The sequence below is a fragment of the Pseudomonas sp. SK3(2021) genome (genome assembly GCF_016772375.1).
GTDB lineage: Bacteria > Pseudomonadota > Gammaproteobacteria > Pseudomonadales > Pseudomonadaceae > Aquipseudomonas > Aquipseudomonas chlororaphis_I.
Map to the genome: position 1 here is coordinate 1,860,298 of NZ_CP061943.1, position 13,331 is coordinate 1,873,628.

Below are 13,331 nucleotides of genomic sequence, written 5' to 3' on the forward strand. Positions count from 1 at the left end.
CTTTGCACTTGTTGCTCCTGAGTGCTCCTGCCCGATTGAACGCTTTGCGAGATCGGGCTTTTTTTTGCCCGCGATTTGTCACGTCCGTTGTAGCCGCTGCCGAGCCTTGGCGAGGCTGCGATCGGCTGCGTAGCAGCCGTAAACCCAGCAACCGCGATGCGTCAGGAATTGCGCGGTGCCTGGTGTGGCGACGGCTGCGCCGTCGATCGCAGCCTCGCCGGGGCTCGGCAGCGGCTACATAAGTAGGTGTAGCCTGGGGCTTTGCGTCGGGTGGGGCAAAACCGCTATCGTCGCCGCCTCTTCAAGATGAGGCGAGCCATGGGCTATCTACTTTTTGTCACGCTGATCCAGGCGTTTTCCTTCAGCCTGATCGGTGAATACCTGGCCGGGCATGTCGACAGTTACTTCGCGGTGCTGGTCCGGGTGCTGCTGGCCGGGCTGGTGTTCATCCCGCTGACCCGCTGGCGCCAGGTGGAGCTGGCGTTCATGCGCGGCATGCTGCTGATCGGCGCCTTGCAGTTCGGCGTGACCTACGTTTGCCTGTACCTGAGTTTCCGCGTGCTGACGGTGCCGGAGGTGCTGCTGTTCACCATCCTCACGCCGCTGCATGTGACCCTGATCGAGGACGCACTGAACCGACGCTTCAACCCCTGGGGCCTGCTGGCGGCGCTGGTGGCGGTGGCCGGGGCGGCGGTGATCCGCTACGACCGCATCAGCCCGGACTTCTTCATGGGCTTTCTGCTGCTGCAACTGGCCAACTTCACCTACGCCGCCGGGCAGGTGCTGTACAAGCACCTGGTGGCGCGCCATCCGAGCGACCTGCCGCATTACCGGCGTTTCGGCTACTTCTACCTGGGGGCGCTGGCGGTGGTGTTGCCGGCCTTCCTGTTGTTCGGCAAGCCGGACTTCCTGCCCGAAGCGCCGTTGCAATGGGCCGTGCTGCTGTTTCTCGGGCTGGTGTCCACCGCACTGGGGTTGTACTGGTGGAACAAGGGCGCCTGCCTGGTCACTGGCGCGACCCTGGCGGTGATGAACAACCTGCATGTGCCGGTGGGGCTGCTGATCAATCTGTTGATCTGGAACCAGCACGAAGCGTTGGGGCGCCTGTTCTTCGGCGCACTGGTGATTCTGGCGGCGGTGTGGATCAGCCGTCGTGGCACGAAAACCGTCTCGATTCTGTAGGAGTGGCCGGTCGACGCTCCTACAGATTGAGCGGATAGCGGGGGTGATCGCCCCGGGGACGGGGCGATCAGGCAGGATTACAACGCGCGTTTTTCCGCCTCGGGGATATGGCTGGCGCCCAGCACCGCCGGCAGCAGGCCGGCGCGCAGGTCGTTGCCGCTCGGCTGCTGATACAGGCTCAGGCCGAACTCCGGCATCACCGCCAGCAGGTAATCGAAGATATCGCCCTGGATGCGCTCGTAGTCGGTCCACGCCGTGGTGCGGGTGAAGCAGTAGATTTCCAGCGGAATGCCCTGGGCGGTGGTCTGCATCTGGCGGACCATGCAGGTCATGTTCGGCTGGATGTCCGGATGACTCTTGAGGTACGCCAGGGCATAGGCGCGGAAGGTGCCCAGGTTGGTCATGCGGCGGCGGTTGGCCGACATGGCGGCGACATTGCCCTGGGCTTCGTTCCAGCTCTTGAGCTCGGCCTGCTTGCGACTGATGTAGTCGGTGAGCAGGTGGACCTTGCCCAGGCGCGCCTCTTCCTCATCGTTGATGAAGCGCACGCCGCTGGCATCGATGTACAGACTGCGCTTGATCCGCCGGCCGCCGGACTGTTGCATGCCGCGCCAGTTCTTGAACGACTCGGACATCAGGCGCCAGGTGGGGATCGAGACGATGGTCTTGTCGAAGTTCTGCACCTTGACCGTGTGCAGGGTGATATCCACTACATCGCCGTCGGCGCCGACCTGGGGCATTTCGATCCAGTCGCCGACCCGCAGCATGTCGTTGCTGGTCAGCTGCACGCTGGCGACGAACGACAGCAGGGTGTCCTTGTAGACCAGCAGGATCACCGCCGACATGGCACCCAGGCCGGACAACAGCAGCAGCGGCGAGCGGTCGATCAGGGTAGCGACGATGATGATCGCGCCGAACACGAACAGCACCATCTTCGCCAGCTGTACATAGCCCTTGATCGAACGGGTGCGCGCATGTTCGGTGCGGGCGTAGATGTCCAGCAGGGCATTGAGCAGGGCGCTGATGGCCAGCACCTGGAACAGGATAGTGAAGGCCAGGGCCAGGTTGCCGAGGAACACCAGGCTGGTCTTGCTCAGCTCCGGCACCAGGTGCAGGCCGAACTGGACCACCAGCGACGGGGTCATCTGCGCCAGGCGATGGAACACCTTGTTCTGGCGCAGGTCGTTGAGCCAGTGCAGGGACGGCTGGCGGCCAAGCAGCTTGACCGCGTGCAGGATGAGGTAGCGCGCCACTCGTCCGACGAGCAGGGCCACCACCAGCAGGATGGCCAGGGCCAGGCTGGAATGCAGGAGCGGGTGCTCATCGAGCGCCCCCCAGAGGTCTTGAACGTTGAGCCAGAGCTGTTTGAAATCCATGGGGTCAGAAGCTTCCTCTATGAGACGAGACGGATCGATTAGAACATTTAAGCCGTCGAAAGTTACCGTTAAGGACGAATCGCTGACAAAAACCAATGGTTTACCGTGGTTTGCGTGAAAGAAACTCGGCCTTCGCGCCCGAAACCGTTACCCTATGCAGCTGTTTTTTTGCATATCTTCGAGGTAGCACCCGTGTTTTCCCAATTCGCCCTGCACGAACGCCTGCTCAAAGCCGTGGCCGAGCTTAAATTTGTCGAGCCAACGCCTGTGCAGGCAGCGGCCATTCCGCTCGCGCTCCAGGGGCGTGACCTGCGGGTGACGGCACAGACCGGCAGCGGCAAGACCGCCGCGTTCGTCCTACCGATCCTCAATCGCCTGATCGGCCCGGCGAAGATCCGCGTCAGCATCAAGACCCTGATCCTGCTGCCGACCCGCGAGCTGGCGCAGCAGACCCTGAAGGAAGTCGAGCGCTTCTCGCAGTTCACCTTCATCAAGGCCGGCCTGATCACCGGCGGCGAAGACTTCAAGGTCCAGGCCGCCATGCTGCGCAAGGTGCCGGACATCCTGATCGGCACCCCGGGTCGCCTGATCGAGCAACTGAACGCCGGCAACCTCGATTTGAAAGAAGTGGAAGTGCTGGTCCTCGACGAAGCCGACCGCATGCTCGACATGGGCTTTGCCGACGATGTGCAGCGCCTGGTGGACGAGTGCCCGAACCGTCAGCAGACCATGCTGTTCTCCGCCACCACCGGTGGCTCGGGCCTGCGCGAGATGGTCGCCAAGGTCCTGAACAACCCTGAGCACCTGCAGCTCAACGCGGTCAGCCAACTGAACGACACCACCCGCCAGCAGATCATCACCGCCGACCACAACCAGCACAAAGAGCAGATCGTCAACTGGCTGCTGGCCAACGAGACCTACCAGAAGGCCATCGTTTTCACCAACACCCGCGCCATGGCCGACCGCATCTACGGCCGCTTGGTGGCCCAGGAGTACAAGGCGTTTGTCCTGCACGGTGAAAAAGACCAGAAGGACCGCAAGCTGGCCATCGATCGCCTGAAGCAGGGCGGGGTGAAAATCCTCGTCGCCACCGATGTCGCCGCGCGCGGCCTGGATGTCGACGGCCTGGACCTGGTGATCAACTTCGACATGCCGCGCAGCGGCGACGAGTATGTGCACCGCATCGGCCGTACCGGGCGTGCCGGCAACGACGGCCTGGCCATCTCGCTGATCTGCCATGGCGACTGGAACCTGATGTCGAGCATCGAGCGCTACCTCAAGCAGCACTTCGAGCGCCGCACCATCAAGGAAGTCAAAGGCACCTACAGCGGGCCGAAGAAGGTCAAGGCCTCCGGCAAGGCCGCGGGTGTGAAGAAGAAAAAGACCGACGCCAAGGGCGACAAGAAAAAAGCCGCGGCCAAGGCCCCGACCAAACGCAAGACCGCCAACCGGCCGAAAAGCGATGCCCTGGTCAGCCAGGACGGCATGGCGCCGCTCAAGCGCCGCAAGCCAGCACCGGCTGCCGAATAAGCCGTAGCGCCATACCCAAAGCCCGGACCCCGTCCGGGCTTTTTATTGGCCGGCCATTAGCTGTCGGCCTTCTTCTCGGCCGCGCCCAACTCCTTCAGGCGCTGGTCGATCAACTGGCACTTGTCCGGCAGATCCTTGCTGGCCGTGCTCAGGTCCATCTTCTGCAACTCGTCGTTGATCTCCTTGGCCTTGGCTGGGTTCTGCTCGGTGAGCTTGGCCACTTCCTGGGCCAGTTGCTCACGCTTGGCGATGGCCTCGTCAAGGGTGCAGGCCCAGGCGGGCAGGGCGCAGAACAGGGCGCTGGCGATGCAAAGGGAGAGGAGCGCTTTCATGGAGTGGCCTCTTGTTCGGGGGGCAGGGTTATGCGGTTGAGGGAGGTGCTGCCCGCGTACTGCTGCATGTCCTGGCTGGCGCGGCGATGGGATTGTCTAGCGGTAATGCTGGAAGTGGCGCGTTGGGGGCGGGTGCGGCAGCCACATTGATGCCAACCATCGCTGATGCATTGGGTAAAAGTGGGGTTGTCGGGGCCGATCAGGATGCCCTGACCACGTTGATTGCGACAGGTTTGGGTGTCGGAGCAGGCTCGGGTAGCGGAGCAATAGGTGCAGTTGCAGGGGGAAGTAGTGCGGCTGGGGTGGAAGTGTTCAACCGTCAGCTACACAAAGAGCAGGAAATTCCGCTGCTGAAGAAAAAGGCAGAAGAGCTTGAGGCGATACAAGGAAAACCACAGTCGAGCGCCCGCTGGGAAGACTTGCTGTTGATCGCCAGCGGAGCCGAGGTGGATGCTGCTGATCAGGCTCGTTTGAAAGGGCTGATGCAACAGTCCAGCGGAAATGATCCTGAATCTGTTGCCTTCGTTCGAGATATGGCGATCGCCTATGACATGGTTGCTCAACTGGCGGCTCAGAAATCCCTCTGACCTGGAGCGATGGCCGGCAAATCATAGCCAATGGTGCGCCGGTTTATGCGTTCAACGCCACTGAAGAGCAATTCAATGACTCAACCTTGTTCAACGCGGTCGGAGCCTACGGTCCTGGAGCTGTCTATGAGCGGTGGCGGCAATATGGTCAAGCCCAGACCAGCGAGCATTCGAATGAAATAACGAGGATCTCGACCTACGAATCCAACGTGGCGGATGCTGCTGAGCGGTTGTCAGCATTGGCTGGGAAGGGGGTACAGTCGGTAAGTGCCATTGATGATGCGATTTTGTCGCTGACTGGGCTAAGAGGCGGTAAGGTCATTATCGACGCGGCCTTGGAAATAGTGGCCAAGAGGCAAGCAGCGAGGAAGGTTGCAGCGGAGGCTGAAGTACTTGGTGCAAAAGGGACTGCTAATGCATTAGAGGGCTGGGGAAAATACACTACCAAGATCGATGATAAAGTTACTGTTGTTGAAAAAAATGAGAGCATGCCAGGCTGGATTAAGGAAAGCTTTCTTGATTCGAACTACAGGACGGTTGTGACAAATGAAGATATTACTGTGTACCGTGTGTTTGGAGGGAAAGCTAACGCTCAGGGCAGTTTCGTATCAACAAGTCCTTCCGCAAATCGAATCCAAGCAAAAAACGATGCGGCCTTGTTACCAGAGTGGAAAAATACACGAGTGTTTGAAGCAGAAATTGTAATTCCCAAAGGTACAAAACTCGATGTTGGAAAGGTTGCTCCGCAGACTATTAAGTCAACGGGTACGGCCTTGGATGGTGGTGCCGATTAATTACTGATGCTTCGAGACTGGCCCAAAGAATGGATTGAAATAACTCGTGATGTTAAGCCATAAAATAGCGATTGAGGTTCTCAATGTTTAATGAACGGGCTGATGATTTAAAGATTCAGATAGAGATTGCGTTGGTGGCTATACAAGCGCAGCTAAAATCCTCAGGCGAGGTGGTTATTGCTGAGTACTTGAAAAAGTATCAGGATGCTCTGGTTTTACTTGAGTCTGGATCGCAAGATGAAGTGGTGAAGAAGCTAAGAGCTATATTGGGGTGTTCTAGAGGCTATATGGAGTCATCTAGCAATTATGATCAGGATTTTCTTCAGGAAATGTGGAGGACGGAAGTGCTTATCAAGCAAAAGTTGAGCTAGAAAGTAGTAGGGGTGCAACATCTAATCAGCTAATTATTGGTAAATTATTTGATGCTGAAGAGCTGCCATTACTTGTCCCTCCCCGTGTAGGTGTACCGGCTGGATGCATAACATTTCAAAAGTATTAAGGCGGGCGACGGAAGGTCGCCCGTTATTGCTTACGCCAAAAGCTGTTCCTGTAATTTTCGCCCAGTTACATCCAGCAGATCGCAGCCATCTCGCAACAGAATTGTGCAGACCAATGTCAGTTCCTGAAGAACAACGGATTCTCGATGTGATGATTCAGCCATCGAAAAGCTTTCCAGCAACTGAGCCACCGCACGAATGCGATAAGCTGCGGCATCGTGCAGCACATCGACAGGTGCCTGGGTGTCGATCAGCAGGTAGGGGATGTTGCAGTCGTGGCCAGTAATCGGCATGTATCGGTTCATAAGTTCACCTCTGGTTGATTACCCGAACCGTCACCCATCGTCGCCAAACGAAAGGGTGACAGCTGTACGCAGGTTGGCGAACCGACACCAGAGGTAAAGCCGGCAGACCCGAAGATCTCCCGCGCACAGCCGTCATGGAGCGATAGTGCGGATGCGAAAATACCTGCAAGCAGGAGGTTTTGCATCAGTTCTGGTGTCAGGTCGCCAAACCCGGTCGCCATCTGGGCGACCCATCGACTGTAAGCCGCACCGTGGCTGGCATGAATAAGGTGAGTGCACTCCGGGCTGTAGGGCTTTTCTGATTAGTCCAAAGAGGCGCTGTTGGGTAGCTTCAGCACCCAATAAAACATCCCATCCGCTTTCCAAAAGATGGCTTCCCGCAAAAGGCTCCAGGCAATACTGGCACTCTGCTAAAAGTGTCGGCTCCAGACGAGAACCTTCAGCCCCCAAGCTCTGTTACCATTCGGCGCGCACATCCGTTCGGCAGGGCCTGTATCGGCTGTTTCAGCGGTTCTGCCCGCTGTCTGTCTTTGGTAACGCCCTGCGCGGGATGTGCACGCATAGCCTCCAGGTTTCCAGACGGCATCGCTTTTGTGCGGCGCTTTCGATGCTCTTGTCTGTACCCGATCCCGAGGGGTGGAAGCCCCTTCGCCTATTCACCTGTCAAAGGATGATGGAGCTTTTGAACCAAGGCTCCACACTGGGAATACGCTCATGAACTACCTCGAACGCTCCATGTCTGCCCTCCGCTCGGTCGGTATCAGCTTTCCCACCCAGGATGCCCCCGTGCTGGCGTTGCTGGACAAGGTGGCGGTGTATGACGCCAACCGGGTGACCAATATCGCCGCCACCCTGCAACAGTCCACGGTCTTTAATGCCTCGGTGCGCGACAAGCTGCAGAGCATGGATATCAGTACCCGGTATGCCGACATCGCCGCCAGTTTCGATTCGATCCAGGCCGACGCGCAGCAGATGATGGAGTGGATGGCCGACGGCAAGCTGCAGTTCTCCGAGCGTATCCAGCTGGCCTGGCTGAATATGCGCCGTGGCTCGATTCCGGATCGCTTCGAGGACATTCGCAAGAACTATCTGGCGGTGGCGAAGTCGGCCAATGAGCAGATCCAGTTGGAAACCCTGATCCTGGAGGCTTATCAGGACTATCGGCTGGCCATGAAGACGGCCGAGGTCGATGCCTGTGAGGTGCAGAAGGTGGCGCAGGCGCAGCTCGATGCCGGGCGCAAGGCCCTGGCGGATGCCGGCGCGGCGCTTGAGGTGGCCGAGCTGGAGGCGGCCGAGCGGGTGAAGCTGGAGCTGGCGCGGGATGTGGCGCTGCGCAATCTGCAGGACGAGGACAAGCGCTACCAGATCATCACCGACATCGCCGATCAGTTGAAGGCGGCCTACAACGCAGCCGAGCTGGTGTTTGCGCGTTTGAACCAGTACCACTCGGTGAAGGAGCGCCTGTACCAGCGTGCCGTAAGCTTTTTCGCCACCAATGAGATCGTGCTCACCGGTCTGGCGGCGGGCTTCACCTCCTCCGGCGGGCTGGCTGAAGTCACCAATACCCTTAATGCGATGAACGACGGTATCAACTCCAGTCTCGAGGCGCAGGCCAAAGTGGGCGGGGAGCAGCTCAATGCCGCGCTGAAGGCGGGCTACGGTACGAACCTGAAGGTCAGTTCGGTCAAAGCCCTGGCCGAGGCCGTGGTGGAGTTCCAGGCCAGCAGCCTGAGCCTGATCCAGGAGTTGCGCAAGGAGTCTTCTGCGGCGGCGGCCGAGATCGAGTCGATCACCGAGGACAGCAAGCGTCGCTTCAGCGCGCTCCTGCAAAAGGGCTTCTGAGGTGAGCCAGGTTTCCCTCACCGAACAGATGGGGGCCATGGCCCTGATTGACGAGCTGCGGCACAGCCAGGCAGAGACGCAGAAGCATCTGGACCTGCCCCGGCACCGGCAAGCGGTGGCTGAACGGATTCGCGAGTTCTACCGCTCCCGGGGGATCGAGGTCGAGGATGCCCTGGTCGAGGAGGGGGTGCGTAATTTCTTTGCGGCCCGTTTTACCTACCAGCCCCCACCGCTCGGCTTCTGGTCAAGGCTTCTGGCTGAGTTCTACATCAGTCGCAGTAAATGGCTCGGACCTGCGTCTGTCGCTTTTGTCTTGAGCGGGGTGGTGGCATTCGGCTTTTCTGCCTCGTCGAGTTTTTTGGGCGGAATGAAGACAAGTCTGGTCCAGGGCAAGGTCGACAGGGCCCAGGGGCTTGCACAAAGTGAGGCTGTGCAGCTTGGACAACTGCAAAATCGCCTGTCCGCGCTTGAGGCCGATATGTTTGCAGCAAATGTGCCGGCAGCAGAGCGCATGTTCGAGCTGGCTAGAGAACGGCTGGATCGGGTTCGTGGCCTGATGCGGATCACACTCCCGTCGAAGGTCTCCGCCGAGAGCCGGAAAAATGACCTCGCACTGGTCGACCAGGCGAATAAGAATTTGCAGCAAGGCACTGCTGATCTTCAGGCTGTCGAGGCTGGGTTGAATGACCTGTCGCAGCTCCTGGCCGCTGAGGCGAAATTGAGAGAGCTGCTGGCCTCTGCCCCGTACACCTCACTCAGCAGTACCTTCCCTGAATTGATGACCCAGGCTGCCGATGCGCGATCCGCGCTGGACCATGCCGACACCCAAGGTGTGCCGGCGGCGCGGACAGCGGTCGATAAGCTGGGCGCCCTGATCCCCCGAATCGACATGATCAGCCCCTATCTCACCCGCTTGCAGGACGCACAGAACGGGGTCCGCAAGATGGGGTTGAGCACAGAGGACTTGGCTCAGTTTCAACCCCTGCTGGCAGCGGTGAATGAGGCTGTCTTGGGGCTGAATACGGCAGCCGCCGAACGTGGCCTGCAGGAAGTCGAACGACTGCGAGCCGTCGCGGCCACACCGTTGACGCTGGCGGTGGTCAGCCGTGCCGGCGAGAAGTCGATGATCGAGCGCAACTATGATCCGACGGGAGGCAAGACCTGGTATTTGCTGACCGAGGCGAGCGATGCCTCAGGCAATGTGGTCCCGGTCCCCATCACCAGTATCGAGAGCGGGGAACGGCGTTATGCCTCGATCTTTGGCGTGCGCGTCAGCCAGGCAACCTATCAGGCAGCCAAGAATGACAAGCTTCTGGATGGTCATGTCGATGATCGCTTGATGGGTAAAAAGGCGGCCAACTCGCTGACCTTCACCTTTGTTAAAGGGCCTGTCAAAACCAAGCCTGATTACATCCTGGAGTGGTAATGAACTCGAGCAGCATGATTGCGTCCCTTGGCGAGAACTCTCGGCGATACGAGGCCGAACTGCGTAGGTCCCAGCTCGAGTTGTCCAATGCCCACGAGCAGGAGCTGCGCTTGCAACAGCAGATCGCTGGCGTCTTTCCACAAATTGCCAACGTTCAGTTGGCCGGTGGGGCTCGGCTGTCGGACGAGGTTCAGCGTTTGCTGGACCAGCGGGAGCGGACCGAATCCGGGTTACGTGAGCAATTGGCGGTGGCGGAGACGGGGGTTGCCAAGCACCTGCAGGAGATGTCGACGGTTTCCCAGGAAATCGAGGCCCTCGTTGCCGATGTCAACCGGCAGTTGACGGTAGAGCCAGCGTACCAACAGCAAGCCGCGATCCTTGCTGAAGCCATCGAGCGCTGTAACGAGGCGGCTGCGTCTTACCAGGAGTTGCGTGATGAATGTCGCGGCAAGCTTCGGGCCTTTCAGACCGAGCCTCTGTACCTCTACCTGAAGGGCCGCGGGTTCGGTACGGATCGTTATGTGGGCCGGGCGTTCTTTCGGGAGTTGGATCGGTGGATTGCCCGCTTGTGCAATTTCCCGCAGAACAGCGCGATCGAGCAGAGCCTTCTGGCCATGCAGGACGCCAATGAAGGAGCCCAGTGGCAACGGGACAGCCACCGGGCCATTCAGGAGGCCGAGCTGGAGCGGCTGTATCAGCAAGCCCTGGCAGGCACCCTGTTATCGGTGCTGGAGGCGCGCCTGAAGACGGAGCGCGAGGCCGTGGAGGCCGGCAAGGCTCAGGCCAATGCCGTTCATGAGCGTCTGGGGCTGTTCGTTTCCAAGGGGGACGAGCATTTTGCTCAGGTTGCTGAGTTGTTGTCCCGGCAATTGGCCGAGATGACGGATGCCCAGCTTGAGCGCCTGGCCGGGCAGACAGCGACGCCGCAGGACGACGAGCTGGTGCAGAGGGTGCGTGATTTGCGTTCTGAGCTCGATGATCTGCGGTTGCGCGTGCCGTTCCTGGAGATGAAGTGCAGGGATACCGAGCGCGACTATGCAAAGGCCAAGCAGCTTGAGCGTGAACTGCAGTCGAGTGGGTCTATCAGCGGTAGCTACAGCTACTCGGCAAGTATGAATCTTGACTCTCTGGTTGCCGGGTTCATGCAGGGCGCGCTGTCCCTCTCCCAGGTGGCGAATGAGGTGGGGAGCCATCGTCGTGCAAGCAGGCCGGCCCCGAGCTTTTGGAGCGGTGGCTCCAGCAGCGGTTCGAGCAGCCGTTCCAGCAGTCGCCCGAGCAGTTCCGCAAGCAGTAGCTCAGGTTCCAGCTCAAGCTCCGGCAGCTCGTTCAGTTCTTCCCGATCGACGGGCGGCGGCGGTTTCTCTACCAGCGACAGCCTCTAGACCGAGTGTTCCTGAAGCGCAAAAAACGGGGCAGCACAAGCTGCCCCGTATCGTTTCGCCCAAGCCCGGCGCGGCCTACAAGGCCTTCACCGGAATACAGATCTCACACTCCAGTTCCCCCGTCTTCATGTCGTATTTCGCCTCCACCGGATAACGCTCGAACGCTGGCCGGGCGTCGAACTGCATGCCGCTCTTGGGCAGCCAGTCGCGGCACAGTTCGGTCCAGGCGTCGGCGATGTCCGGGCCTTTGCCCTGGTAGTGGGCGACGGCGTAGAGGCCGCCGAGCAGGGTGGTGACGACGGCGGGGGCGCTGGCCTTGAAGTCGGCGGGGACTTCGACGCAGGCGTCGTAGCGGCATTTTTCCGGTGGGGTGACGTAGGGATCGTCGTGGCCGATGCCGTAGCGCACGCGGCCCAGCAGGCCGTTTTCGACCATCCAGGGGGCGACGGTGTCGCGCCAGAAGGTGCCGATGCCCGGCCCGTAGGGGCCGATATAGCGCAGGTAGGCGACGCGGACCGGTGGCAGTTCCTTGAGGGTGACGTTCATCGTGAGTTCCTTCAGGTGAATGAAGGCGTCAGGATCGTCGAAGGCCGGGATGTGTGTCTGATCAGGATTGCTCAATGCTCGCAGGCGCCGTTCGCGGACGTCGCTGAGGCGGCGGTGCCAGCGTTTGGGTTCGGTGCTGCGCCAAGTGCTCGGGGTGACGGAGAAATGCTGCTTGAATGCCCGGGAGAACGCTTCGCCGGAGCTGAAACCGACCTCCAGCGCCACTTCCAGAATGCTCAATTCCGGATGGCTGGCCAGCTGATAGGCGGCACAGGCCAGGCGCCGCCGGCGCAGGTAGTCGCCCAGGGTTTCGCCGACCCAGGCGGAGAACAGGCGATGGAAGTGAAAGGGCGAAAAATGCGCGACCTGCGCGAGTTCGGCCAGCTCCAGCGGCTGGTCCAGGTGTTGGTCGATATACTCCAGCACCCGGTTCATGCGTTGGGTGTATTCGTGGAGGCTATGGTAGGCGGGGCTCATGGAGCCAAGTTTAGCCGGGGGGCGAGACGGCGGGTTTGCGCCGGCCGGTTTTTTTGTCGTGACAGGACGGACGAGATCGCGAGCAAGCTCGTGCCTACAGGGGAGGGCTTGCTCGCGACCGCGGTCTAGTGGCCTGTGTGGCTAATTCGTGCACTCGACTTCGGCGCCAGTACTCGCCAGGCTGCGTTGCCATTCCTCGCCGTAGCGGGCTACGACTCGTCCTGGCGCCTTGCCTGGCAAGCCCTGGCACTCGAATTTGAGTAGCCGAATTAACCGTACAGGCCACTAGCGTTCAGGAACCGCCATGGCAGCAACTGGCGGCCGGTTTGTCGTCATAACGATCATGGTGCCTGACCCAGTCCATGATCTGCTCTTCGTTGCGCCCCTTGGGCGTCAGGTCCAGGTAGTTGTAGGCCCCCACCAGCAGGTCCAGGCCACGGGCGTAGGTGGAGTAGGTATGGAAGACCTCGCCGTCGTCATTGCGGTAGAACACGCTGAGGCCGGGCAGCTCCTCTTCGGCGCCGTCGGTTTTTTCATAGTTGTAGGTGGCGGTGCCGGCGGCGACCTCGTCGGCCCGGGCGCAGACCCCGAAGTCGTAGTTGAAATCACAGCCGGCGGACGAAACCCAGTCGAACTTCCAGCCCATGCGCCGCTTGAATGCCTGGAACTCGGCGAAGGGCGCATGGGACACCGCCACCAGCGCGATGTCGTGGTGGGCCAAGTGCTGGTTGGCACCGTCGATGTGATCGGAAAGGAAGGAGCAGCCCGGGCAACCTTCGTCCCAGCCTTCGGCGAACATGAAATGGTAGACCACCAACTGGCTGTGATCGCCGAACAGGTCGGCCAGGCTCAGTTCGCCGTGGGGGCCCTGGAAGCGGTAGGGCTTGTCGACTTTCACCCAGGGCAGGGCACGACGCTCGGCGCTAAGCTGGTCGCGTTGGCGGGTAAAGGCCTTTTCGTGGATGAGGTGCTGCTTGCGGGCCTGTATCCATTGTTCCCGGGATACGACCGGATGATCGTTGAGGTGCATGACGTCTTCTCCTGCGACAAAGGTG

At 60.1% G+C, this 13,331-nt stretch carries 13 protein-coding genes; 8 read left to right on the top strand and 5 right to left on the bottom strand.

Annotated elements, in window-relative coordinates; all coding sequences use genetic code 11:
- The first annotated feature begins 318 nt into the window (after positions 1 to 318).
- Positions 319 to 1,182 (top strand): carboxylate/amino acid/amine transporter, encoded by an 864-nt coding sequence (locus IF690_RS08430; RefSeq protein ID WP_202699725.1) that lies wholly within the window; start codon positions 319 to 321, stop codon positions 1,180 to 1,182.
- A gap of 77 nt (positions 1,183 to 1,259) precedes the next feature.
- Here IF690_RS08430 and IF690_RS08435 read toward each other — a convergent pair whose 3' ends face one another.
- Positions 1,260 to 2,558, bottom strand: coding sequence for a mechanosensitive ion channel family protein (locus tag IF690_RS08435; RefSeq protein ID WP_202699726.1), 1,299 nt, complete (start codon positions 2,556 to 2,558; stop codon positions 1,260 to 1,262).
- 192 nt (positions 2,559 to 2,750) lie between these two features.
- Here IF690_RS08435 and IF690_RS08440 point away from each other — a divergent pair, with 192 nt between their 5' ends.
- Positions 2,751 to 4,088: a DEAD/DEAH box helicase gene (locus tag IF690_RS08440; protein ID WP_023968231.1), complete on the top strand. Its 1,338-nt coding sequence runs from the start codon at positions 2,751 to 2,753 to the stop codon at positions 4,086 to 4,088.
- Between the two features lie 56 nt (positions 4,089 to 4,144).
- On the opposite strand, the gene IF690_RS08445 is transcribed toward IF690_RS08440, so the two are convergent.
- Complete coding sequence (locus IF690_RS08445; protein ID WP_202699727.1) at positions 4,145 to 4,420, bottom strand: hypothetical protein; 276 nt, start codon at positions 4,418 to 4,420, stop codon at positions 4,145 to 4,147.
- 149 nt (positions 4,421 to 4,569) lie between these two features.
- Between IF690_RS08445 and IF690_RS08450 the strand changes: the two genes are divergently transcribed.
- The 3 genes from IF690_RS08450 to IF690_RS08460 all read left to right on the top strand — a co-directional run bounded on the left by IF690_RS08450 (position 4,570) and on the right by IF690_RS08460 (position 6,172).
- Positions 4,570 to 5,007: a hypothetical protein gene (locus IF690_RS08450; RefSeq protein ID WP_202699728.1), complete on the top strand. Its 438-nt coding sequence runs from the start codon at positions 4,570 to 4,572 to the stop codon at positions 5,005 to 5,007.
- A gap of 86 nt (positions 5,008 to 5,093) precedes the next feature.
- Positions 5,094 to 5,801, top strand: coding sequence for a hypothetical protein (locus IF690_RS08455; RefSeq protein ID WP_202699729.1), 708 nt, complete (start codon positions 5,094 to 5,096; stop codon positions 5,799 to 5,801).
- 83 nt (positions 5,802 to 5,884) lie between these two features.
- Positions 5,885 to 6,172 carry a hypothetical protein gene (locus IF690_RS08460; protein ID WP_202699730.1) on the top strand — a complete coding sequence of 96 codons (288 nt, stop codon included), beginning with the start codon at positions 5,885 to 5,887 and terminating at the stop codon, positions 6,170 to 6,172.
- A 158-nt stretch (positions 6,173 to 6,330) separates the two neighbouring features.
- Here IF690_RS08460 and IF690_RS08465 read toward each other — a convergent pair whose 3' ends face one another.
- Complete coding sequence (locus IF690_RS08465; protein WP_202699731.1) at positions 6,331 to 6,603, bottom strand: hypothetical protein; 273 nt, start codon at positions 6,601 to 6,603, stop codon at positions 6,331 to 6,333.
- Between the two features lie 714 nt (positions 6,604 to 7,317).
- Here IF690_RS08465 and IF690_RS08470 point away from each other — a divergent pair.
- The 3 genes from IF690_RS08470 to IF690_RS08480 are packed head-to-tail and all read left to right on the top strand — an operon-like array spanning position 7,318 to position 11,253.
- Entirely contained in the window at positions 7,318 to 8,445 is a 1,128-nt protein-coding gene (locus IF690_RS08470) for a merozoite surface protein 3b (RefSeq protein ID WP_202699732.1), read from the top strand.
- A gap of 1 nt (position 8,446) precedes the next feature.
- Positions 8,447 to 9,871 carry a DUF6384 family protein gene (locus IF690_RS08475; RefSeq protein ID WP_286673837.1) on the top strand — a complete coding sequence of 475 codons (1,425 nt, stop codon included), beginning with the start codon at positions 8,447 to 8,449 and terminating at the stop codon, positions 9,869 to 9,871.
- Complete coding sequence (locus tag IF690_RS08480; protein WP_202699734.1) at positions 9,871 to 11,253, top strand: coiled-coil domain-containing protein; 1,383 nt, start codon at positions 9,871 to 9,873, stop codon at positions 11,251 to 11,253. The genes IF690_RS08475 and IF690_RS08480 overlap by 1 nt, the downstream gene beginning before the upstream one ends.
- A 75-nt stretch (positions 11,254 to 11,328) precedes the next feature.
- Here IF690_RS08480 and IF690_RS08485 read toward each other — a convergent pair whose 3' ends face one another.
- On the bottom strand, positions 11,329 to 12,276 hold the full coding sequence (locus IF690_RS08485) for an AraC family transcriptional regulator (protein ID WP_202699735.1): 948 nt from the start codon (positions 12,274 to 12,276) through the stop codon (positions 11,329 to 11,331).
- 292 nt (positions 12,277 to 12,568) lie between these two features.
- On the bottom strand, positions 12,569 to 13,306 hold the full coding sequence (locus IF690_RS08490; RefSeq protein WP_202699736.1) for a DUF899 domain-containing protein: 738 nt from the start codon (positions 13,304 to 13,306) through the stop codon (positions 12,569 to 12,571).
- Between the last annotated feature and the right edge of the window lie 25 nt (positions 13,307 to 13,331).